Source organism: Bacillus sp. FSL K6-1005 (assembly GCF_038000225.1).
GTDB classification, from domain to species: Bacteria; Bacillota; Bacilli; order Bacillales; family Bacillaceae; genus Bacillus; species Bacillus mojavensis.
In genome coordinates this window covers 1-23,256 of record NZ_JBBOBP010000003.1, presented here as the reverse complement: position 1 = coordinate 23,256, position 23,256 = coordinate 1, and the positions used below count along the sequence as shown (strand labels likewise).

The 23,256-nt window shown below is 46.5% G+C and carries 18 protein-coding genes and 2 pseudogenes; 16 read left to right on the top strand and 4 right to left on the bottom strand.

What is annotated here, in order from left to right; all coding sequences use genetic code 11:
* Positions 1 to 248 precede the first annotated feature (248 nt).
* The 4 genes from NST16_RS20685 to NST16_RS20670 all read left to right on the top strand — a co-directional run bounded on the left by NST16_RS20685 (position 249) and on the right by NST16_RS20670 (position 4,494).
* Positions 249 to 677: a DUF1934 domain-containing protein gene (locus tag NST16_RS20685; protein ID WP_268446848.1), complete on the top strand. Its 429-nt coding sequence runs from the start codon at positions 249 to 251 to the stop codon at positions 675 to 677.
* A complete protein-coding gene (gene argS / locus NST16_RS20680) occupies positions 674 to 2,344 on the top strand; it encodes an arginine--tRNA ligase (protein ID WP_340888605.1) in 1,671 nt (556 codons plus the stop codon). Before NST16_RS20685 ends, argS begins: the two co-directional genes overlap by 4 nt.
* Before the next feature lie 135 nt (positions 2,345 to 2,479).
* Positions 2,480 to 3,667, top strand: a complete 1,188-nt coding sequence (locus tag NST16_RS20675) for a nitrate/nitrite transporter (protein WP_010332275.1) — start codon at positions 2,480 to 2,482, stop codon at positions 3,665 to 3,667.
* A gap of 110 nt (positions 3,668 to 3,777) precedes the next feature.
* Entirely contained in the window at positions 3,778 to 4,494 is a 717-nt protein-coding gene (locus NST16_RS20670; RefSeq protein ID WP_010332274.1) for a Crp/Fnr family transcriptional regulator, read from the top strand.
* A gap of 32 nt (positions 4,495 to 4,526) precedes the next feature.
* On the opposite strand, the gene NST16_RS20665 is transcribed toward NST16_RS20670, so the two are convergent.
* Positions 4,527 to 5,246 (bottom strand): YwiC-like family protein, encoded by a 720-nt coding sequence (locus NST16_RS20665; protein WP_340888604.1) that lies wholly within the window; start codon positions 5,244 to 5,246, stop codon positions 4,527 to 4,529.
* Positions 5,247 to 5,389: 143 nt separating this feature from the next.
* Between NST16_RS20665 and NST16_RS20660 the strand changes: the two genes are divergently transcribed.
* The 9 genes and pseudogenes from NST16_RS20660 to NST16_RS20910 form a co-directional block, all read left to right on the top strand.
* A complete protein-coding gene (locus NST16_RS20660; RefSeq protein ID WP_340888603.1) occupies positions 5,390 to 5,866 on the top strand; it encodes a Crp/Fnr family transcriptional regulator in 477 nt (158 codons plus the stop codon).
* 155 nt (positions 5,867 to 6,021) lie between these two features.
* Positions 6,022 to 9,708: a nitrate reductase subunit alpha gene (locus tag NST16_RS20655; protein WP_340888602.1), complete on the top strand. Its 3,687-nt coding sequence runs from the start codon at positions 6,022 to 6,024 to the stop codon at positions 9,706 to 9,708.
* Entirely contained in the window at positions 9,698 to 11,161 is a 1,464-nt protein-coding gene (narH, locus tag NST16_RS20650; RefSeq protein WP_340888600.1) for a nitrate reductase subunit beta, read from the top strand. Before NST16_RS20655 ends, narH begins: the two co-directional genes overlap by 11 nt.
* Positions 11,162 to 11,186: 25 nt before the next feature.
* Positions 11,187 to 11,741, top strand: a complete 555-nt coding sequence (gene narJ / locus NST16_RS20645; RefSeq protein WP_340888598.1) for a nitrate reductase molybdenum cofactor assembly chaperone — start codon at positions 11,187 to 11,189, stop codon at positions 11,739 to 11,741.
* Positions 11,738 to 12,409: a respiratory nitrate reductase subunit gamma gene (narI, locus tag NST16_RS20640; RefSeq protein WP_268446862.1), complete on the top strand. Its 672-nt coding sequence runs from the start codon at positions 11,738 to 11,740 to the stop codon at positions 12,407 to 12,409. The genes narJ and narI overlap by 4 nt, the downstream gene beginning before the upstream one ends.
* 152 nt (positions 12,410 to 12,561) lie before the next feature.
* Positions 12,562 to 13,191, top strand: a complete 630-nt coding sequence (locus NST16_RS20635) for a YitT family protein (RefSeq protein WP_340888596.1) — start codon at positions 12,562 to 12,564, stop codon at positions 13,189 to 13,191.
* A 104-nt stretch (positions 13,192 to 13,295) separates the two neighbouring features.
* Entirely contained in the window at positions 13,296 to 14,798 is a 1,503-nt protein-coding gene (gene cls, locus NST16_RS20630; protein WP_340888594.1) for a cardiolipin synthase, read from the top strand.
* Between the two features lie 88 nt (positions 14,799 to 14,886).
* Positions 14,887 to 16,614, top strand: a complete 1,728-nt coding sequence (locus NST16_RS20625) for an ABC transporter ATP-binding protein (protein ID WP_340888592.1) — start codon at positions 14,887 to 14,889, stop codon at positions 16,612 to 16,614.
* Between the two features lie 2 nt (positions 16,615 to 16,616).
* Positions 16,617 to 16,978, top strand: a pseudogene (locus tag NST16_RS20910) (dihydrofolate reductase family protein); the annotation flags it as partial.
* A gap of 41 nt (positions 16,979 to 17,019) precedes the next feature.
* Here the strand turns inward: NST16_RS20910 and NST16_RS20615 are convergent.
* The 3 genes from NST16_RS20615 to cls (NST16_RS20605) all read right to left on the bottom strand — a co-directional run bounded on the left by NST16_RS20615 (position 17,020) and on the right by cls (NST16_RS20605) (position 19,547).
* The gene (locus NST16_RS20615) at positions 17,020 to 17,292 is read right to left on the bottom strand and encodes a hypothetical protein (RefSeq protein ID WP_010332264.1); all 273 of its coding nucleotides are present in this window, start codon (positions 17,290 to 17,292) and stop codon (positions 17,020 to 17,022) included.
* An 80-nt stretch (positions 17,293 to 17,372) separates the two neighbouring features.
* Positions 17,373 to 18,335 (bottom strand): UV DNA damage repair endonuclease UvsE, encoded by a 963-nt coding sequence (uvsE, locus tag NST16_RS20610; protein WP_268446869.1) that lies wholly within the window; start codon positions 18,333 to 18,335, stop codon positions 17,373 to 17,375.
* A gap of 12 nt (positions 18,336 to 18,347) precedes the next feature.
* Positions 18,348 to 19,547, bottom strand: coding sequence for a cardiolipin synthase (gene cls, locus NST16_RS20605; RefSeq protein ID WP_340888587.1), 1,200 nt, complete (start codon positions 19,545 to 19,547; stop codon positions 18,348 to 18,350).
* A 155-nt stretch (positions 19,548 to 19,702) separates the two neighbouring features.
* Between cls (NST16_RS20605) and NST16_RS20600 the strand changes: the two genes are divergently transcribed.
* The 3 genes and pseudogenes from NST16_RS20600 to NST16_RS20590 all read left to right on the top strand — a co-directional run.
* On the top strand, positions 19,703 to 21,820 hold the full coding sequence (locus NST16_RS20600) for a heterodisulfide reductase-related iron-sulfur binding cluster (protein WP_340888586.1): 2,118 nt from the start codon (positions 19,703 to 19,705) through the stop codon (positions 21,818 to 21,820).
* Positions 21,817 to 22,956: an acyl-CoA dehydrogenase AcdA gene (gene acdA / locus NST16_RS20595; protein ID WP_340888585.1), complete on the top strand. Its 1,140-nt coding sequence runs from the start codon at positions 21,817 to 21,819 to the stop codon at positions 22,954 to 22,956. The genes NST16_RS20600 and acdA overlap by 4 nt, the downstream gene beginning before the upstream one ends.
* Positions 22,957 to 23,138: 182 nt before the next feature.
* Positions 23,139 to 23,256 (top strand): annotated as a pseudogene (locus NST16_RS20590) (DNA-directed RNA polymerase subunit delta); the annotation flags it as partial.

Here is a 23,256-nt window from a genome sequence, read left to right as displayed (position 1 = left end):
TCAAATTACCAATTCAATACATATATTTTGAAGAAAATGTGAATTGTAAACGGTAGAATTCGGAAAAATGTAATATTCCCTCAAGGTAATTAGTGGTATGATTTTCTCTTCTATAAAGGAATTGCTTTTTCTGAGGTTTATCTTCAAATCTGATGAGCAATGATGGTAAGATAGAAGCAGTTGAAGTTTACAAACCGAATGATTATACTATTCAAGTCAAAGTGGAAAGATGAAAAGGACGTGTCAGAATGAAGCAAGAGACACCGATAACAATCCATGTGAAATCTGTAGTCGAGGATGACGGAAACGAAGAAGTGATCGAATTCCGCACCACCGGATTTTACTATGTGAAACAGAATAAAGTGTATCTATCTTATTATGAAGAACACGACTTAGGCAAAGTGAAAACGATTGTGAAAGTAAGCGAAGACGAAGTGCTTGTCATGAGATCAGGCGCTGTCAAAATGAACCAGCGTTTTGTAACTGGAGCTTCCACAATCGCCAAATATAAAATGTCATTTGGTGAGCTTGAGCTGAAAACGAGCACAAAATCGATTCAATCTGATCTCGGCGAAGAAAAAGGCCGTATCAGTATCGCATATGATATGCATGTCGGAGACGAGCAGCAGCATTTACATAATATGACGATTACGTATGAGGGAGGAACTCACGCATGAACATTGCGGAACAAATGAAGGACGTGCTGAAAGAGGAAATTAAAGCAGCCGTTCTGAAAGCGGGACTGGCTGAAGAAAGCCAGATTCCTAACGTCGTTTTAGAAACACCGAAGGATAAAACACACGGCGATTATTCAACAAATATGGCGATGCAGCTGGCGAGAATCGCAAAAAAAGCGCCGCGCCAAATCGCTGAGGAGATTGTCACTTCTTTTGATAAAGGAAAGGCTTCTATTGAAAAGCTTGATATCGCCGGTCCTGGTTTTATCAATTTTTATATGGACAATCAATATTTAACGAAGCTGATCCCATCTGTACTGGAAGCGGGAGACGCGTATGGAGAAACAAACATCGGAAACGGTGAACGCGTTCAAGTGGAATTCGTATCTGCAAATCCGACGGGCGACCTTCACTTAGGCCACGCGCGCGGTGCGGCTGTGGGCGATTCCTTGTGCAATGTGCTTGCAAAAGCGGGTTATGATGTGAGCCGCGAATATTACATTAACGATGCCGGAAACCAGATTAACAATCTGGCGCTTTCTGTGGAAGTCCGTTACTTTGAAGCGCTCGGATTGGAAAAACCGATGCCGGAGGACGGCTATCGCGGCGAGGATATCATTTCAATCGGAAAGCGTCTCGCTGAGGAATACGGCGACCGTTTCGTCAACGTAGAAGAAAGCGAACGCCTCGCATTTTTCCGAGAATATGGTTTGAAATACGAGCTGGAAAAGCTTCGCGTAGACTTGGAAAACTTCCGCGTGCCGTTTGACGTGTGGTATTCTGAAACATCACTGTACCAAAACGGAAAAATCGATAAAGCGCTGGACGCGCTGCGTGAGAAAGGCCATGTCTATGAGGAAGACGGTGCGACTTGGTTCCGTTCCACAACCTTCGGTGATGACAAAGACCGCGTACTGATCAAAAAGGACGGCACATACACATACCTGCTTCCTGATATCGCGTACCATAAGGATAAGCTTGACCGCGGCTTTGATAAGCTGGTCAACGTATGGGGCGCCGACCATCACGGCTACATCCCGCGTATGAAAGCGGCAATTGAAGCGCTTGGCTATGAAAAAGGAACGTTGGAAGTAGAAATCATTCAGCTCGTGCACCTTTACAAAAACGGTGAGAAAATGAAAATGAGCAAACGGACGGGGAAAGCGGTAACGATGCGCGACCTGATTGACGAAGTCGGCTTGGATGCCGTGCGTTATTTCTTCGCGATGCGCAGCGCTGACACGCATATGGATTTTGACTTGGATCTTGCTGTATCAACATCTAACGAAAACCCTGTGTATTATGCGCAATACGCACATGCCCGCATTTGCAGCATGCTTCGCCAAGGGGAAGAACAAGGACTCACACCGGCGGCGGATCTAGATTTCAGCCCTATTCAATCAGAAAAAGAATATGATCTGCTGAAAACAATCGGCGGCTTCCCAGAGGCAGTGGCGGAAGCGGCGGAAAAACGAATTCCGCACCGTGTGACGAATTATATTTATGACTTGGCTTCAGCTCTGCACAGCTTCTATAATGCGGAGAAAGTCATCGACCCTGAAAACGAAGAGAAAAGCCGTGCGCGCCTAGCTTTAATGAAGGCAACGCAAATCACGCTGAACAACGCGCTTCAATTGATCGGCGTATCGGCTCCTGAAAAAATGTAATCATGCTGAAAGGACAAAGCCAGAGGGCTTTGTCCTTTTTTTTGTTACAGAATCGTGTGATATAGTTCACAAACTTCTTCACCGAGTTTTTGTATGATAAGGCTGATTATTGAATCAGTGAAAGGGGCAAGCCGAATGATTAACCGTCAACACTTTCAATTATCGCTGCAGTCATTGAGCTTGGTGGCAGGGTTTATGGTTTGGGTGCTGATTTCGTCACTTATCTCCCAGATCACATTAGATATTCATTTGAGCAAAGGCGAAATTTCCTTGGTAACGGCCATACCCGTTATATTAGGATCGCTTCTCCGCATTCCGTTGGGATATTTGACCAACAGATTTGGCGCGCGGATCATTTTTATGATCAGCTTTATATTGCTTTTATTCCCTGTATTTTGGATCAGTATTGCAGATTCTCTGTTTGATTTAATCGCGGGCGGTTTTTTCTTAGGGATTGGGGGAGCCGTTTTTTCCATTGGGGTTACATCTCTTCCGAAGTACTATCCTAAAGAAAAACATGGCGTTGTAAACGGTATATACGGCGCCGGGAATATCGGAACCGCGATCACTACATTTGCAGCTCCCGTGATTGCACAAGCGGCGGGGTGGAAAAGTACGGTGCAAATGTATATGGTCCTGTTGGCTTTATTTGCTTTGCTGCACTTTTTCTTCGGTGACCGGCATGAGAAGAAAGTGAAGGTGTCCGTAAAGACTCAAATCAAAGCTGTTTACCGAAATCATGTGCTGTGGTTTCTGAGTCTCTTTTATTTTATTACGTTTGGCGCTTTTGTCGCGTTTACAATCTATCTGCCAAACTTTCTTGTTGAACAGTTTGATCTGAGTCCTGCGGATGCCGGGCTGCGGACGGCAGGTTTTATTGCTGTATCCACGCTGCTCAGGCCGGCGGGCGGGTGGCTGGCTGATAAAGTGAGTCCGCTCCGCATCCTGATGTTTGTCTTTGCCGGCCTGACATTATCGGGCGTGATTCTGTCGTTTTCGCCGACGATCGGCATTTATGCCTTTGGGGCGCTAACGGTTGCGGTGTGCTCAGGGATTGGAAACGGGACGGTTTTTAAACTGGTTCCTTTCTATTTTTCTAAACAAGCGGGAATTGCCAACGGAGTTGTGTCTGCCATGGGCGGATTAGGCGGTTTTTTCCCTCCGCTGATCCTAGCGAGTGTATTTCAGGCGACGGGACAATACGCCATCGGATTTATGGCGCTTTCGGAAGTCGCGTTAGCAAGCTTTGTCATTGTCATATGGATGTATTGGCAGGAAAGAATGAAAACACATACAGAGAGAAGCGGGCACAGCGTAAACTGAAGGGCCGCCAGCGACTGGGGAATTCACGAGATTGTAAGTTTTTTCTGAAAAGCGCAAATGATTTCACGTTACAATAAATACACAACGTGACTTTTCTTCGAGGTGAGCTCATGAACTTTCTCTCTGTTCGAACATCTGATAAGGATCTTATTTCCAGTGATCTTCATCAATTGCTGGAATCCATCAGCACAAAAAGAAAAATCGAAAAACACACATACCTGTTTCGAGAAGGAATGGATGCAGAAGAGCTTTATCTGATTCAGTCAGGACTCATTGAAATCGGGAAACTGACGTCTGACGGCAAAGACCTGACGCTTAGAATCTGCCAAAAAAATGATATTGTCGGTGAATTAACACTTTTCACAGAAGAACCAAGATATATGCTCAGTGCAAAAGTGCTGGAGGATGGCGAAGTGCTTGTCATCAATAAAGGCAGACTTGAAAAGGAACTAATCCACAATGGTGCTTTGACATTTGAATTTATGAAATGGATGAGCACCCATTTGCGCAAAATTCAATCCAAAATCAGAGACCTTCTTCTTCATGGCAAAAAAGGGGCACTCTATTCCACCCTTATCCGCTTGTCAAACAGCTATGGAGTGAACCGGAGTGACGGCATTCTCATTAACATTGCCCTGACAAACCAGGATTTGGCGAAATTTTGCGCGGCGGCAAGAGAGAGCGTCAACCGCATGCTGGGTGATCTCCGCAAACAAGGGGTTATTTCAATAGAGGAATCCGGAAAGATTGTACTGCATCAGCGGGACTATTTACGGTGTGAGATTGAATGCGAACATTGCCCGTTAGAGATTTGCAATATTGATTAAGTGGAAACAAGGACAGCAATATGTCCTTGTTTTTATCTTGTTAGCCAAATGCACATGATGGCGAAAAAGAAGCACGCATTGACGATTTCAAGAATGCCGATCGTTTGAACAGGCCACTTCTTTCCGTGAAAAAACCAAGCACGCAAACTGCTGGGGATAAAGGCGAGAACGGCCCAGCCCGCGCCGAAAGCTGCGGAAAGTAAGGGGAGGAGCAGGTGATAGACCCACGACCAGTAGGCAAATCCTCTATTATTCTTCTCCCGGATCACCGACTTCACATAAAATGAACTTCCGATAAAAAACAAAGCAGATTGTGCAAAAATAAACCATGCCCAGCCGTCAAGAGTTTCCGTCCCCAGCCAGCAGCTGGCGAATCCTCCTGCACAAAAGAAAAAGACGCCCGCAAAATCATTCAGCAGCGCTCGTTCATTTTTTCGCCGGGCATAATACACATGAATGAGAAACAGCGGCAGCAAAGAAAAGGCAAGCCAGATAAAAGACGGCTTATGGATGACAGCGGCAAGCAAAAAGCTGCAGGTTGGAACACTGTAATAAAATATCCACTTTTGATAGGCGTTGATTTGTTTCTTTTTTAATGCCAGCGTAACAGGATGAACAGCCAAATAAAGAAACAGCCAGCCTAAAAATAGGGGAATATGCCAAAGAACCGCTCCTCCCTTCACCGTACCGAGGCAAAATGGAATGAGCAGCATGGCCCAAGCGCCGTGCTGCTTCGGAATAAGCGCCCTCATCGAAACACTCCTTTCTTGTTTCATTATAAAAGCGACAATACCGACAATATGTGACATTCATCATTTCATCTGTGAAATACATCACTGCTGTCATGGATCGGCCGGGCTACACTAAAGCTATCCTTAGCACAGGAGGCTTCCCTATGAATCAGTGTGACTATTTATTTTTTTTGAAACAACTTCCTATGTTTAATGAAGTGCCTCTACCCATTGTCGAAACATTGCTGAATAACGGGACGTTTATCCGCGGGTCATGTGATCAGGATCCATCTTTTCTCCATTCTCAATCCATTTATATTGTATTAAAAGGCAGTATTCGTTTTATTGACAGCAGGCTGCCTGAAGGGTCGCAAACCGTTGCGCTGTGGGAAAAAGGCGATGTGTTTCCCGTCGATCGAAAAGGCGGGCTGTTCTTATCTCCATTCATTTCAGTTCGCACATCCGAAGACATTCTTATGCTCAATATCCCTTTTTACATATTAAAAAAAATCATGTCCTATTACCCGAAGCTGCAGATGAATTTTCTGGTGATGCTCCAGCAAAATGTCTTTTTCTCTTATGAGCTGTTTTTGCGTTATCTGCATAGATCTCAGGATGAAAACGCTGAACCCGATTCCTAAAAGGAGTCGGGTTTTTTGATCAGTCTTTCCATTCCTTCTTCTTCATGTGAACTTTCTGTGAAAAAAGGGGAGTGTGTGACATAGTTCACAAGGAAATATCCTGCCTCTGTTTATAGTGAACTTAGAATACCTGACTCGGAAGGAGTGAAATACTCATGAAAAAAAAGAAAATGAGTCCGTTGTTTAGGAGATTAAACTATTTCTCTCCTATTGAGCATCAATCAAATAAACATAGTCAAACAACCTATGAAGATCGTGATTGGGAGAATGTATACAGAAACAGATGGCAGTACGATAAGGTTGTCCGCTCCACCCACGGCGTCAACTGCACAGGGTCCTGCAGCTGGAATATATACGTGAAAAACGGCATCGTCACATGGGAAGGGCAAAACCTGAATTATCCGTCAACCGGCCCGGATATGCCTGATTTCGAACCGAGAGGCTGTCCGCGAGGGGCCAGTTTTTCATGGTATATCTACAGCCCGCTCCGTGTGAAATACCCATACGTACGCGGTGTGCTGATCAATTTGTGGCGGGAAGCATTGCAGGCTCATCAAAGCCCTTTGGAAGCATGGAAATCGATTGTTGAAAATCCGGATAAAGCGAAGTCCTATAAACAGGCGCGGGGAAAAGGCGGTTTTGTGCGCGCTGAATGGCCGGAGGTACTGAAGCTGATTTCGGCCTCTCTGCTCTATACAGTCATGAAATACGGGCCTGACCGGAATGTCGGGTTTTCCCCGATTCCGGCCATGTCCATGATCAGCCACGCGTCAGGCTCGCGGTTTATGTCTTTGATTGGCGGCCCTATGCTCAGTTTCTATGATTGGTATGCGGATCTTCCGCCGGCATCCCCGCAAATCTGGGGCGACCAGACAGACGTCCCGGAAAGCAGTGATTGGTACAACTCAGGCTATATCATCACATGGGGCTCCAATGTCCCGCTCACAAGGACGCCTGATGCGCACTTTTTGGCAGAAGCGCGCTATAAAGGGGCAAAAGTCATCTCAATCAGCCCGGATTTCGCGGAATCCTCAACATTTGCGGATGACTGGCTGAGCATTCGTCAAGGAACAGACGGCGCGCTTGCGATGGCGATGGGGCATGTGATCTTGCAGGAGTTTTACGTTAATCAGAAGACAGAGCGTTTCATAGAGTACGCAAAGCAATACACGGATTTCCCGTTCTTTGTCACTCTAACTAAAGAGGATGGCGTGTATACAGCCGGGCGTTTTCTTCATGCGAAGGACATCGGGCGGCAGACGGGGCATGATCAGTGGAAGCCTGCGGTGTGGAATGAACGTACAAGCGCATTCGCGATCCCGCAAGGAACAATGGGCTCCCGCTGGGACGGCCAAAAGAAATGGAACCTGCACATGATAGATGAAGAAACAGGCGAACCGATTGAACCTCGGCTCTCAGTGCACGGCATAGAGGACGAGATCGGCACGGTTCGAATCCCTTATTTCTCAAATGAGGGAAACAGAGTGCTTGAGCGAGACCTGCCGATTAAAAAACTGGCCATAGATAATGAAGATGTGTATGTCACAACCGTGTTTGACTTGATCTTGGCTAACTACGGCGTGAATCGGGGGATCGGGGAGAAATCAGCCTGCTCGTATGACGATCCTGAACCGTTTACGCCAGCCTGGCAGGAGCAGGTGACAGGGATCAAAAAAGAAGCCGTCATTAAGATAGCTAGAGAGTTTGCCCAAAATGCGATCGATACAGAGGGCCGTTCCATGATTATTGTAGGAGCGGGGATCAACCACTGGTTCAACTCTGACACGATCTACCGGGCAGTATTAAATCTCGTATTACTGGTAGGCGCCCAAGGTGTTAACGGCGGAGGCTGGGCTCATTATGTCGGTCAGGAAAAACTCCGCCCTGCTGAAGGCTGGCAGACGATTGCAAATGCAAAGGACTGGGAGGGTGTGCCCAAGCTGCAAAACGGCACCTCATTTTTCTACTTTGCGACTGACCAGTGGCGCTACGAGGATCAGCCGGTCAGTGACTTGGCATCACCGATCGCGGCATCCTCCCGCTACAAGCATCACGCTGACTACAATGTGCTGGCGGCAAGACTCGGATGGCTTCCGTCTTATCCGACATTTGATAAAAACGGAATTGACCTGTACAAAGAAGCTGAAAAAGCGGGGGCAACAACACCTGAAGACGTTGGTGCGTACGTGGCCTCACAGCTTCAAGAGAAAAAGCTGAAATTCGCCATTGAAGATCCTGACAATGAAGTGAATTTCCCAAGAAATCTCTTTGTATGGCGGGCGAATCTGATTTCCAGTTCGGGAAAAGGGCATGAATATTTTCTCAAGCATCTCTTGGGAACGACGAACGGCTTGATGAATGACGACAGCGACAGCATCCGTCCTGAAGAAATCAAATGGCGTGAGCAGGCTCCGGAAGGAAAGCTCGATTTGTTAATCAATCTTGATTTCCGAATGGCCGGTACCGCGCTGTATTCCGATATCGTGCTTCCAGCGGCGACATGGTATGAAAAACACGATCTCAGCAGCACCGATATGCATCCGTTCATTCATCCTTTTGCTCCGGCGATCTCAGCTCCGTGGGAATCGAAGTCAGACTGGGATATTTTCAAGGCGCTGTCTAAAGCCGTTTCTGAGCTGGCAGAAGAAGTCGATATGGACCCGGTGAAAGAAGTAGTCGCGACGCCGCTCCTTCACGACACCATGCAGGAATTGGCCCAGCCGTTCGGCAAAATCAATGACTGGAGCAAAGGCGAATGTGAAGCCGTCCCGGGGAAAACGATGCCGAACATTCAAGTCGTTGAAAGGGACTACAAGCAAATCTTTCATAAAATGACTGCGCTCGGCTCAAACGCCGCCTTAAAACCGAGCGGAACAAAAGGCATGAGCTGGTCGATAGCCGATGAATATGAATCACTCAAAAAGAGATTGGGAGAAATCACCTCGGACAGCGTTGCAAAGGGGTGTCCGAATATAAGTGAAGCAAAGCAGGCGGCAGAAGCGATTTTAACCCTATCGTCCACTTCTAATGGGAAAGTTGCCGTAAAAGCATGGGAATCGCTTGAAAACATCACAAACCTGGAGCTGAAAGACCTGGCGGAAGAACGGGAGGAAGAATGCTTTACATTCGAACAAATCACGGCCCAGCCCAAAACGGTCATCACATCTCCGGCATTTACAGGCTCTGAAAAAGGCGGGCGCAGGTATTCGCCGTTTACGACAAATGTGGAAAAATTGATTCCTTGGCGTACGCTGACAGGCAGACAATCCTATTATGTCGATCATGAACTGATGATGGAATTCGGGGAAACGATGGCGACCTTTAAACCGATCCTCCAGCATCGTCCGTTTCTAAGCAAGCGGCCTGATCAAGAGGGCAAAGAAATTGTCCTCAATTATTTGACGCCGCATAATAAATGGTCCGTGCACAGCATGTATTTTGATTCCTTGCCGATGCTTACGCTATTTCGTGGCGGGCCTACGGTATGGATGAATAAAGATGATGCGGGGGATGCGGATATCAAAGACAACGATTGGATTGAATGCTTTAACCGAAATGGGGTTGTCGTAGCGAGAGCGGTGCTGTCTCACCGGATACCAAAAGGAATGGCGTTTATGCATCATGCCCAAGACCGCCATATCAACGTGCCCGGCACAAAACTGACCAATAACCGCGGAGGCACCCATAACAGTCCGACAAGAATTCACGTCAAGCCGACACAGATGATCGGCGGTTATGCCCAGCTCAGCTACGGCTTTAACTACTACGGACCTACGGGGAATCAGCGTGATCTGAATGTGGTCATCCGCAAGCTGAAGGAGGTCGATTGGCTTGAAGATTAAAGCGCAAATCGGAATGGTCATGAACTTAGATAAATGCATCGGCTGCCACACGTGCAGCGTAACCTGCAAAAACACATGGACAAACCGTTCCGGTGCCGAATATATGTATTTCAATAATGTAGAAACAAAGCCGGGTATCGGCTACCCGAAGCAATGGGAGGATCAGGACAAATATAAAGGCGGCTGGACCTTAAAAAAAGGAAAGCTCGAGCTGAAATCAGGCCCGAAAACCAACCGCCTTGCAAATCTTTTCTATAATCCGAATCAGCCAACCATTGATGATTACTACGAGCCTTGGAACTATGATTATGAAACGCTGACTAACAGTCCGCAGAAAAAACACCAGCCTGTAGCGCGGCCAAAATCGTCGCTGACGGGAGATTTTATGAATATTGAATGGGGGCCGAACTGGGAGGATGATCTGGCGGGCGGCCACATTACGGGGCTTGAAGATCCAAACGTTCAAAAGATGGAGGAGTCTATTAAAACGGAATTCGATGAAGTTTTTATGATGTATCTTCCGCGTATCTGCGAACATTGCATCAACCCTGCATGTGTCTCGTCCTGCCCGTCTGGCGCGATGTATAAACGTGAGGAAGACGGTATTGTACTTGTGGATCAAAACGCATGCCGGTCATGGAGATATTGTGTCTCGTCCTGCCCTTATAAAAAAGTCTATTTTAACTGGCAAACGAACAAAGCCGAAAAATGCACACTCTGCTTTCCGCGTTTGGAGGCGGGACTGCCGACCATCTGCTCTGAGACATGCGTGGGGAGAATCCGTTATTTGGGCGTCATGCTGTATGACGCGGATAAGGTGGAGGAAGCGGCATCTGCTGAAAATGAAAAGGATCTCTATCATTCTCAATTAGAAGTGTTTCTTGATCCGAATGATCCCGAGGTTGCTAAACAAGCAAAAGAACAGGGCATCCCGACAGAATGGATAGAGGCTGCACAGCAATCGCCCATTTATAAGATGATCATCGACTGGAAAATTGCCCTGCCGCTTCATCCGGAGTATCGGACATTGCCGATGGTTTGGTACATTCCACCTTTGAGCCCGATCATGAATGTCTTTGAAGGAGAGGGAAGCCGGCAAACAGCGGAAGACATTTTTCCGGCTATTGACCAAATGAGAATTCCGATTGACTATTTGGCGCAGCTATTAACGGCCGGTGATACAGATCATATTCGGTCAACGTTAAAGAAAATGTCTGTCATGCGCCAGTATATGAGGGCGGTCCAGACGAATAAATCCATCGACCCGGCACTGATCTCCAGTGTCGGCTTAACAGAACAGCAAATTGAAGACATGTATCGGCTGCTTGCGATCGCAAAATATGATGACCGCTTTGTGATTCCGAGCAGCCACCGTGAAAACATTTCTGATTTATACACTGAACAAGGGAGCTGCGGCTTATCATTTTCCGGCGGCCCGGGCTCTTGTTTCTAACTTTTGATAAATGAGGTGTAAACAGATGAACACCACAGATCGGCAAATCGCATTCTCTGCTCTTTCCTGTCTTCTTTCGTATCCGGATGAAGAGTGGAGAGCTGAGCTTCCCGATTGGAAGGCTCTGATTCATGAAATTGGCAATCGGCAAATCCGTGAGAAGCTGCTGCGCTTTTTAGAGGCGTTAGCCTGTTTTTCACCAGAAGCGCTGATTGACCACTATGTCTATACGTTTGACTTCGGGAAAAAAACGAATATGTACGTCACTTACTTTCATTCAGGTGAGCAAAGAGAACGCGGCGTTGAATTGCTGCATTTAAAAAACACATACCAGCAATCAGGCTTCCTGCAGACTGACAAAGAGCTGCCTGATTACCTGCCGCTTATGCTGGAATTTGCAGCGGTTGCGGAGATTGAAGCAGCGAGAAGCGTGTTTGAGAAATATAGGTCCAATGTGAGGGAACTGGCATCCCGCCTCGAAAAAAATAAGAGCATATATGCTGAGCTGCTGCACGTGCTGCTGGCCGCACTGGAAAACATCGGCGTGCGTGAAAGCGTTGAAGGGGCTGTTCAGGCATGAGCGGGCAGATCCTGTGGGGCGTATTGCCATACATTGTTTTAACGATCTTTATCGGCGGCCATATTTACCGCTACCAGCATGACCAATTTGGCTGGACGGCGAAATCAAGCGAGCTGTTAGAAAAGAAAAAACTCGCGGCGGGCAGCATACTTTTTCACTGGGGCATGCTGTGCGTTATCGGCGGACATCTCATGGGAATTCTGATGCCGGAAGCCTTGTACACCTCCATTGGCATTTCAGAGCATGTTTATCACAAAATGGCGATTGGCGCAGGCCTGCCGGCGGGGGTTGCGGCATGTACCGGACTTTTCATTCTGACGTACAGAAGGCTGTTTGACAAAAGAATCCGCAAAACCAGTTCGCCATCGGATATCCTTATGCTCATCCTGCTGCTGTTCATGATGTTGACAGGCGTTGCCGCCACGTTTCTCAACATCGATTCGAGAGGATTTGATTATCGGACAACAATCGGGCCGTGGTTCAGGGAGATCTTTTTGTTCAGGCCTGACGCCTCCTTGATGGAGAGTGTCCCCCTATGGTTTAAGCTTCATATCTTGATAGGGTACATCGTTTTTATCCTGTGGCCGTTTACGAGATTGGTTCACGTGTTCAGTCTGCCGCTCAAGTATTTGACACGAAGCTATGTCGTGTATCGGAAACGCTTGTAAAAATCCCCCCTCAAAGAGGGGGATTTTTTATGATAAATCGTTTGATGAAAGAATAAAAACATAAGATATTTTCTGCCAAGGTAATAGCTGGGCAGCCAGGGATCCTGTTATGTTTGTATTTGGACATAACATGTGAAAAAGGAGAGTGAAGAATGAAGCGGATGTTACTCATTTTCACTGCTTGTCTTATGACAGGCGCCGGGGTCCTGACACTCAGACATTCTCACGTATTAACCGGCGGGACAGCCGGATTGTCACTAAGCCTGACATACTTGTTTCACTCCACGTTTGCCATAATCTTCTTTCTGATCAATATCCCGTTTTATGTATTTTCTCTCATCAGAATGGGCGTCAAATTCACCCTATCCACTGTATTTGCAGTCACAGCACTGACTCTGTTTACAAGCGTTGATCACTGGCTGCCGTCTGTCTCTTTTTCACCGTTTGCCGGCGCGATTTGCGGCGGAGCATTAATCGGGTTCGGCCTGTCGCTCATGTTTTATCATCAGGCATCCCTTGGCGGTGCTAATATTCTCGCTTTATTTTTGCAAAAGCGCTATGGCTGGAATCCGGGTACGGTGAATTTCCTCTTCGATTTTGGCGTAGTGCTGGTCGGCATTGTCTCCGTCGGATTGCTGAAAGGGCTCTTCTCTTTAGTGTCGATTGCGGTCACGGGCCTGATCGTCAGCTTCTTCAAAAATAAAATCAAAAGCAGCTACTCCCTCAATCCGGCTTTGCTCCAGAACATCACACCCGGCCAAACACAGGAAGCATCATCATAAGCCTTTCCGCCCCGTGTGCGGAGAGGCTTTTTTCATAGAAAGGTTTAAAGGTTAGAAATAAGAGGAAATACGAAGGTAATCGGATCGGATTGGAGAGGGGACAAATGCTGAAAAGGAGACTGGAGTTTTTCTTTTTATATATCATGCTCATTGGGGCATACATCATCTGGGTTTTTCCGGTTTCCAGACTTGAGTTTTACGGAGGATTGCTTTGCTATGCCGGCATTATTTTGTTCAGCATTTATTCGTTAATCCTTGAAAACCGAACATCACAGCACACGCTGTTATGGATACATATTCTTGTCTTTTTTCCGATCGCGGGCTACATGTTTTATCTGTTTTCCGGACAGCTGTATGTAAAAGGAAAGCTGTTTAAAACAAAACGAATGTACAACAGGGAGAAGCTTCGAAAGCAGTTTGACATGGAGGAAACGCCTGAAGTGACCGGATTGAAGGACAATCAAGAAAGGTTTTTTACCTATTCCATCAGGGCTTCACATATGAATATCAACACGAAAAGCAAGGTAAAGGTTTTGAAAAACGGGGAAGAAACCTTTCCTGATATTTTCAAAGCAATGCGGAAAGCAAAATCTTATCTGCATATCGAATACTATATGTTCAAATCGGACATGCTTGGCCGCGGCATGATGGAGATTATGATGGAGAAGGCGCGTCAGGGTGTCGAGGTGCGTTTTTTGTATGACGCTGCGGGCAGCATCAAATTGGCAAGTAGAGATATTATGAAAATGAGAAAAGCGGGTGTGGACATCATTCCTTTTTCTCCGCTGAAAAACGGGTTCTTCAATCAGAAATTAAATTTTCGAAATCACCGTAAAATCGTGATCATAGACGGGAAATATGGCTTTGTCGGCGGATTGAATGTCGGGAAGGAATATATCAGCAGAGACCCGGGCATCGGTTTTTGGAGAGACACTCATCTGCGGCTGGAAGGAGAAATTGTGCAAACGCTTCACGCTATCTTTATGCTGGATTGGGAATATGTCTCTAATGAAGTGTTAATTGATCAAAAAGAATACAATACGCCAGTTCCCGTGGAGGGAGGAGGCATTTATCAAATCGTCGCGACAGGGCCTGACATGAAGGAGAGCATGAGTGACCTCTACTATGAAATGATCTCTACAGCGCAGAAATCTGTGTGGATTGCCACACCTTATTTTGTCCCGAATGAATCCATCCGCACGGCTTTGAAAGCCGCGGCGACAAAAGGGGTCCAGGTGCGAATTATGGTGCCGGAGACGAATGACAGCTTTTTAACGCAATACGCGTCGAGATCGTATTTCCCTGAGCTGCTTCTAGAGGGGATTGAGGTATATTCATATCAAAAAGGCTTCATGCATCAAAAAGTGATAATCATTGACGGCGATATCGCCTCAGTCGGAACCGCAAACATGGATATGCGCAGCTTTCAGCTCAATTTTGAGGTGAATGTTTTCTTCACGGATGCCGAAGCAATCCGCACCCTGGAAGACCATTTCGAAGAGGATATGATGGAAAGTGAGAAACTTAGTCCTGTCGGTTTTTATAAAAGAGGAATGGCCGATCGGACAAAGGAGTCAGTTGCCCGACTCTTTTCAAGCGTTCTGTAAGAAAAAAGAAATACTGTCTTTTCATACAGCCCGTGTATAGTATAATTGAGAAATCTTATCAGTTATTGATGCATTGGGGGAAGATAGAGTGCTGCGGCAATTTTTTGCGTATTATAAACCATATAAAACATTGTTCTTTCTCGACTTTTTCTCGGCGATTGCAGGAGGCTTAATGGAGCTGAGTTTTCCTTTGATCGTCAACTATTTCATTGATACCTTGCTTCCGGGGAGAGACTGGGGCCTGATCATCGCGACCTCAATCGGATTGTTTGTCGTTTACGCGCTCAGCTCGGCTCTCCAATATATCGTCACGTATTGGGGGCATATGCTCGGAATCAATATCGAAACCGATATGAGAAAATCGCTATTTGACCATCTGCAAAAGCTGTCCTTCAAATTTTACGACAACAACAAGACGGGAACGTTAATGTCGAAGCTGACGAACGATTTAATGTACATCGGCGAAGTCGCCCATCACGGTCCAGAAGATTTGTTCATCGCCATTATGACGATTCTCGGGGCGTTCGGGGTTATGCTGTTTATTAACTGGCAGCTGGCATTGCTGACATTTATTATCATGCCGATTGTCATTTGGCTGGCGCTTTACTTCAACAAAAAAATGACCAAAGCGTTTACGACGCTGAACAAGGATATCGGAGACTTCAGCGCGCGGGTAGAAAATAATATCGGCGGCATCCGGCTCGTTCAGGCGTTCGGCAATGAATCGTTTGAAAAAGAGCGCTTCGCTGTCAACAATCAGCGGTTCCGGATCACTAAGCTGTCATCCTATAAAATCATGGCGAAAAACGGTTCCATCAGCTATATGCTGACACGGTTTGTCACGCTGTTTGTCCTCTTATGCGGAACATGGTTTGTGATTCGCGGCTCCTTGTCATACGGAGAATTTGTAGCGTTTGTGCTGTTAACAAATGTCCTGTTTCGGCCGATTGACAAAATTAACGCCATTATTGAAATGTATCCGAGGGGAATTGCCGGCTTTAAAAGCTACATGGAGCTGATGGAGACAGAGCCGGATATTCAGGATTCTCCTGAGGCGAGAGACGTTTCCGGGCTGAAAGGCGATATCCGCTATCAGCATGTTTCGTTTGGCTATGATCAGAATCAACATGTCCTTCATGACATTAACCTGACCATTCGGGCGGGGGAAACGGTAGCGTTTGTCGGACCGTCCGGAGCGGGGAAATCAACGCTTTGCAGTCTGCTTCCGCGCTTTTATGAAGCATCGGAGGGCGACATTACCATTGATGGCGTCAGCATTCAAGACATGACGCTGTCTTCCTTGCGCGAGCAGATTGGCGTTGTGCAGCAGGACGTTTTCTTATTCTCGGGCACACTGAGAGAGAATATTGCATATGGCCGTTTGGGCGCATCAGAAGAGGAAATCTGGCAAGCTGTAAAGCAGGCTCACTTAGAAGAACTTGTCAATAACATGCCGGATGGATTGGACACCGTCATCGGAGAGCGCGGCGTAAAGCTTTCCGGCGGGCAAAAGCAGCGCCTTTCAATTGCGAGGATGTTCTTGAAAAATCCATCTATCCTAATTCTCGATGAAGCAACTTCTGCTCTTGATACAGAAACAGAAGCGGCGATCCAAAAGGCGCTTCAAGAATTGTCGGCGGGGCGCACGACGCTGGTGATCGCCCACAGACTGGCGACGATAAAACATGCGGACAGAATTGTCGTCGTGACAAAAAACGGTATTGAGGAACAGGGGCGGCATCAGGAACTGATCGAAGCCGGCGGTATTTACAGCAGACTGCATCAAGCACAGTTTGGAGAGATGGTGCAGCAATAGGAGGAAAGGGTGATAACGGGTACAGTGAATTTTATCAGACCGTTGGTACTGTCATATTAGGACGGAACACATATGAACATATTAATATTCTCACACCCAATATTCCGTACGGGGAGCGTTTTACGGGAACGTCCGACACTATCATGATGAACACGTGACGCTTATCAGTGAAGACGTCAGGCATCACCGGCCGCTTAACATCTTTGAAAGAGGACGTCATCGACGATTTCAACATCACTGTTATTCCCGTTGTATTAGGGACCGGCATCCCGCTGTTTCATGAACAAAATACCGAAACAAAGCTGGGTTTACCGATTTGAAACGATTTGTACAGGCGGCGCAGCTCCATGATAAACGAGCATAAGGAAAAGGATAGACATCACTGTCTATCCTTTTTTATGTAAGTTAGAGCGCTTCTCTCTCAGCGGGCTCGATCATATTCTGAAACTTTTCAACCAGCTGAGATGCTTTTGTCCCTTCAACCACAATCAGATATTCCTTTTCATTATGAGCCATGCGGAATGTTTCCAGCTCGATTAAGCTTTTGATTTTGCACATCGTTTTCTTTGAGTAAATATAAACCTCGTGGCTTCCGGAATGGCACATTTTATAAAGATGAATCAAATTTCTTAAAGTGAATGCCTGTGCGGCTACCTTTAGAGACTTGATGTTTTTCATGTTCTTTCTCCTCCATCGATTCTTGTCTTATATAGCGTATGTTCCCAATGTGTACAAACTGTAAACCTGTTTTTTTATACTTATGTTTTCCATTGCAGAGCGCCGCCGCCAATCCGTTTCACGCCGCGGATTGAGCTCAATTCATCCATCAGCCGGAGAAGCGCCTTGTCCTTCTGTTTCGCCTCGATCATAAAATCAATATTGGTTCCCCATTGCCTGAAGCGCTCCAAAAGCGGCAGCAAAAAGTTGGCATCTACATAATCCGCATGGCTGCGCACCGCTTGCTCCGACTTAGGGGAGGAAAGATGGACCTTCGGCTGCAATCCGATCCGCTGCCATGTGTTGATCATCCGTGGAAGTGCTTCATTCAGGTCCGCATGATCATCCGAGTTGGCGTAAAAATGGTGAAAATCAAAGACAAACGGAACATTCTCTAGCTCACAGACCTGAAGCGTCTCTTCCGTGGTATACGTCTTATCGTCATTTTCCAGCGTCATCCGCTGCTTGATCTCTTCCGGCAGCAGTTTTATGTTTTGATGAAATTGTTTCAGAGCGTTTTCTTTGTTTCCGTAAGCGCCGCCGATATGGATGTTGATAATCGAGCGGTCTGCAATCCCCATTGCTTCAAGCATGCGGTAGTGATAAGCCATATCGGTTACAGCATTTGTTGTAATAGATTCCTTAGGGCTCGTAAACAGGGTAAATTGGTTAGGATGAAAGCTTGTGCGCAAATTGTATTTTTTCACAAGCTCCCCAATCTCACGGAACTCCTTGCGAAATGGCGTCACAAAGTCCCACATTACGTCTGGATGAGTGGCCAGCGGCACAATTGAGCTGGAAAAACGGTACAATGGAATATCGTGGCCGATGATGTAGTGAAGGGTTCTCATTGTATTGCGCAAGTTAGCTTTTGTCGCAGCCAAAAGGGCTTCTTTTCTCTCATCCTCGGGCAGCTTTGAATAACGGGCGAATGTCAGTGTTTTGGCGGGAGACGCATCCCAAAGGCTCATCGCATTTGAGACGAACCCGAATCTGAAAATCATAGGAACTCTCCTTTATAAAAAATAAGATAATGCTTTACCGAGCCATTCCGCCGGGCGCTGCCTGAACGTGCGCTTTTTGAAATTTTCTGTTGTCAGCAGGTCCGACTTTTTAATATCCTCTTCAATCGTGGCATAGACTTCTTTTGTAAATGCAACATCATCGATTTCAACGTTTACCTCTTCATTTAAAAACAGGCTCCGCTGATCAAAATTGGCTGTGCCGATCATGCTGAAGTGATCGTCAATGATCAAGGCTTTCACATGATAAAACCCTTGGTAAAAACGGTAGATGAGACAGCCGGCATCAAGCAGCTCCGAATAATATGTAAAAGCAGCTTCTCTGACCAGAGGGTGATCAGATTTCATGGGCACAATCAACGTAACGTCCACACCGTTTTTTCTTGCTTTGACCAAAGCCTGCTGAAGCGGTTTAGTCGGAATATAATAAGGCGTGCAAATCGTAATACGCTTTTTCGCCCTTGCGATATTTGCCAAATACGTTTTTTCAAGAGCATAGCCGTCAGTCGCATAAATCTTATGAGGGGTATTCCCTTGCGGAAGTTCGGGCCAAACATCCGGACCGAGTTCGGCTGAGCCGGTATTTCGTTTCAGGTCGGCTGTAAAAAGCGTTTGCAGATCGCGGACACCTTCGCCCGTCATACGCAGATGATAATCCTCCCAATTGCCGAACTTCGCCTTCTTGCCAAGGTATTCCTCACCAATGTTAAACCCGCCGACATAGCCGACTTTTCCGTCTATCACAGCAATTTTCCGATGATTTCGTTTTTGTATATGAAAAAAGAAATAAGGGAAACGAGGCCGGTTCAGAAAATGAACGTGGACGCCGGCGTTTTTCATCGTCTTCAGCGCCGGTTTTTTAATTTTTTGGCTGCCCGACCAATCCAGAAGCAAATAAACCGAAACACCGGCCTGGGCTTTTGTTTTCAGCAGTGTAAACATATTGTGGCTGACCTCATCGTTTTTCATAATAAAAAACATCACGTGAACAGAAGAGACGGCATCGCGTATATCTTCCATCATCCGTTCAACAAGGTCAGCGCCGCAGTGAATTAATTCGATATCACTTTTCTTTTTTGAAAAAACAGGCTCGTACGCTTTCTTTCTGTAAGCGGCGCGGCCTATAAAGATATCCAGCAGGATTATAGCCAATAGTATGATGACAATAATGAGAATCACGAAAAATACCTTCATCCCGGCACTCCTTTCCGTAGTAGTAGATATTGTGCCCGAACAGCGGGAATTTAATTATTGACTGAACACTCATTCATTATTTATCATAAAGATAACCTTATACAGATTCTGGGGCAGGGGATAACGGTTTTCATCAGTAAAAAGGGGGAATTGGAATGAGCGGCTTTCTTATTGTCAATGCATTATTATTTCTGATTGTAACCGCTTACGCTGTTTATTTGTTTGTTTATTTGGTCAAAACAAGGGTTGCTTACATCAGGCTTGGCCAAAAGGAACAATTCGATAAGCGGATCAAGGAACGGCTTCAGGCCATATGGGTGAATGTATTCGGACAGAAAAAACTGCTCAAGGATAAGAAAAGCGGGATCATTCACGTCATGTTTTTCTACGGCTTTATATTGGTTCAGTTCGGAGCGATTGATTTTATCATCAAAGGTCTGGTCCCGGATCAAAATCTGCCGCTTGGCCCAATCTATCCCGCCTTCACTTTTTTTCAGGAAATCGTTACGTTTCTGATCTTAGTTGCGGTTGGCTGGGCATTTTACAGACGGTATATCGAAAAGCTCGTCAGGCTGAAACGAGGCTTTAAATCTGGACTTGTTCTCATTTTTATCGGCGGTTTAATGCTGACGGTTTTACTAGGGAACGCAATGAATCTGATCTGGCATGATCACGGGCTTTCTTGGAGCGAGCCAATCGCCTCAGGAATCGCGTTTCTGCTCGGCGGCATCGGGGAGACGGGTGCTGCGGTGATTTTCTATATCGCATGGTGGGTGCACCTCCTGTTTTTACTGAGCTTTTTAGTGTATGTGCCGCAGTCAAAGCACGCTCATTTAATTGCCGGTCCTGCCAACGTCTTTTTCAACAGACTTGAAGCGTCAGGAAAGCTTGAAAAAATTGATTTCACTGACGAAACAAAAGAAAGCTACGGAGCAGGAAAAATCGAGGATTTCAGGCAGTCCCAGCTGATTGATCTGTATGCGTGTGTCGAGTGCGGCCGCTGTACCAATATGTGCCCTGCGACAGGCACCGGAAAAATGCTGTCGCCGATGGATTTAATTTTACGCCTCAGGGACCACCTCACAGAAAAAGGTGCTGCCGTCACTTCGCGCTCGCCATGGGTGCCGGCTGCAGCATTCAGCCATACGAGAGGGAACCAGCTGGCAGCGGCAGCCTCAGGGAGCGGATCGCGGGAAGCCGCCGCCGCGCTTGATTACAATCCGAGCTTAATCGGCGACGTCATTACCGAAGAAGAAATTTGGGCCTGCACCACTTGCCGAAACTGTGAGGATCAGTGCCCCGTCATGAACGAGCATGTTGATAAAATTATTGATCTCCGCCGCTATCTCGTGCTGACTGAAGGAAAAATGGACAGTGACGCACAGCGGGCAATGACGAGTATTGAGCGACAGGGCAATCCGTGGGGCCTCAACCGCAAGGAACGTGAAAATTGGCGCGACGCAGCTCCAGATGCCGAGATTCCGACAGTAAAAGAAGTAAAAAAAGAGGAAAAAGAATTCGAATACCTTTTCTGGGTCGGTTCCATGGGTTCGTACGACAACAGAAGCCAAAAGATCGCCATCTCCTTTGCGAGACTGCTGAACCAAGCAGGTGTGACCTTTGCGATCCTCGGCAACAAAGAAAAAAATTCAGGGGACACCCCGCGCCGCCTCGGAAATGAATTTTTATTTCAAGAACTGGCCGAAAAGAATATCTCGGAATTTGAAAAAAATAATGTGAAAAAAATCGTTACGATTGACCCGCACGCATACAATTTATTTAAAAACGAATATCCTGATTTCGGCTTTGAAGGCGAAGTGTATCATCATACGGAAGTGCTGGCCGATCTGGTGAAGAACGGGAAACTAAAACCGCAGCACCCAGTTCATGAAACGATCACCTTCCACGACTCGTGCTATTTGGGACGGTACAACGAAGTCTATGATCCGCCAAGAGAGATTCTAAAAGCCATTCCGGGCGTGCAGCTTATTGAAATGGAGAGAAACCGGGAAACCGGCATGTGTTGCGGAGCTGGCGGTGGCTTAATGTGGATGGAGGAAGAGTCAGGAAACAGGATTAATGTCGCCAGAACAGAGCAAGCGCTGGCAGTCAATCCGTCGGTAATCAGCTCCGGCTGTCCGTACTGCCTCACGATGCTTGGGGACGGCACAAAGGCAAAAGAAGCGGAAGATCGTGTCAAAACGTATGATGTCGCGGAGCTTCTGGCTCAATCTGTCTTGGGCGCTGATATGACAATGGGGGAAAAGCGATGAATTTTTCATTAACAGAAGAACACGAAATGATTCGGAAATTGGTTCGTGATTTTGCGAAGCATGAGGTTGCACCGACAGCGGCAGAACGTGACGAACAAGAACGCTTCGATCGTGACCTGTTTCGGGAAATGGCGGATTTAGGATTAACAGGGATTCCGTGGCCTGAAGCTTACGGCGGAATCGGAAGTGACTATCTGGCATACGTCATAGCGGTGGAGGAACTGTCAAAAGTCTGCGCCTCCACCGGCGTGACGCTTTCCGCCCATATTTCGCTTTGCGGCTGGCCGCTGTTTGCATTTGGCACAGAAGAACAAAAGTCAGAATACTTAACACAGCTGGCGCTTGGGCAGAAAATCGGGGCTTTCGCTTTGACTGAAGCAGGCTCCGGTTCAGATGCTGGCGGGATGAAAACAACTGCTGAGCGAATCGGTGATGACTATGTATTAAACGGATCAAAAGTGTTTATCACAAATGGCGGCGCCGCTGATATTTACATTGTATTTGCAGTCACTGACGCTGAAAAAAAGAAAAAAGGCATTTCTGCTTTTATTGTTGAAAAGGATTTTGAAGGATTTTTGTCAGGCAAGAAAGAAAAGAAACTAGGCATCCGTTCTTCTCCGACAACAGAAATCATCTTCGAAGACTGTATCGTTCCCGCAGAAAATCTTCTCGGTGAAGAAGGAGAAGGATTCAAAATCGCGATGAAGACGCTGGACGGAGGAAGAAACGGCATCGCGGCACAGGCTGTTGGCATCGCCCAGGGAGCGCTTAATGCGGCGCTTCAATACGCAAAAGAAAGAAAACAGTTCGGCAAATCGATCGCCGAGCAGCAGGGCATAGCTTTTAAACTTGCAGATATGGCGACAATGATAGAAGCTTCAAGGCTATTGACCTACCAAGCGGCATGGCTGGAATCGTCAGGCCTTCCGTATGGAAAAGCCTCCGCCATGTCCAAACTGCTGGCAGGGGATACGGCGATGAAGGTCACGACCGAAGCTGTACAGATTTTCGGCGGCTATGGCTATACGAAGGATTATCCGGTAGAACGCTATATGCGCGACGCGAAAATTACGCAAATCTACGAAGGCACCCAAGAAATTCAAAGGCTGGTTATCTCCAGAATGCTCGCAGAATAAGGCAAAATATCTATCAGTCGGATCACTCTTGTAAATTTATTTAAATTAACGCTGTTAAGGGTAGCATATTCTGTTTTATTTTGTTTATAATGAGAGGTATGGTTTGTATAAGAACAATACAATATCGCTTTCATTATTGATAAAACAGATACATATAAGTAATAGAAAGGGAGTGTCCGACCTTGGGTATCAAACAATATTCACAGGAACAGCTAAAGGAAATGGCTTTAGTTGAAATCGCTCACGAATTATTTGAAGATCATAAAAAACCAGTTCCTTTTCAGGAGCTTTTAAATGAAA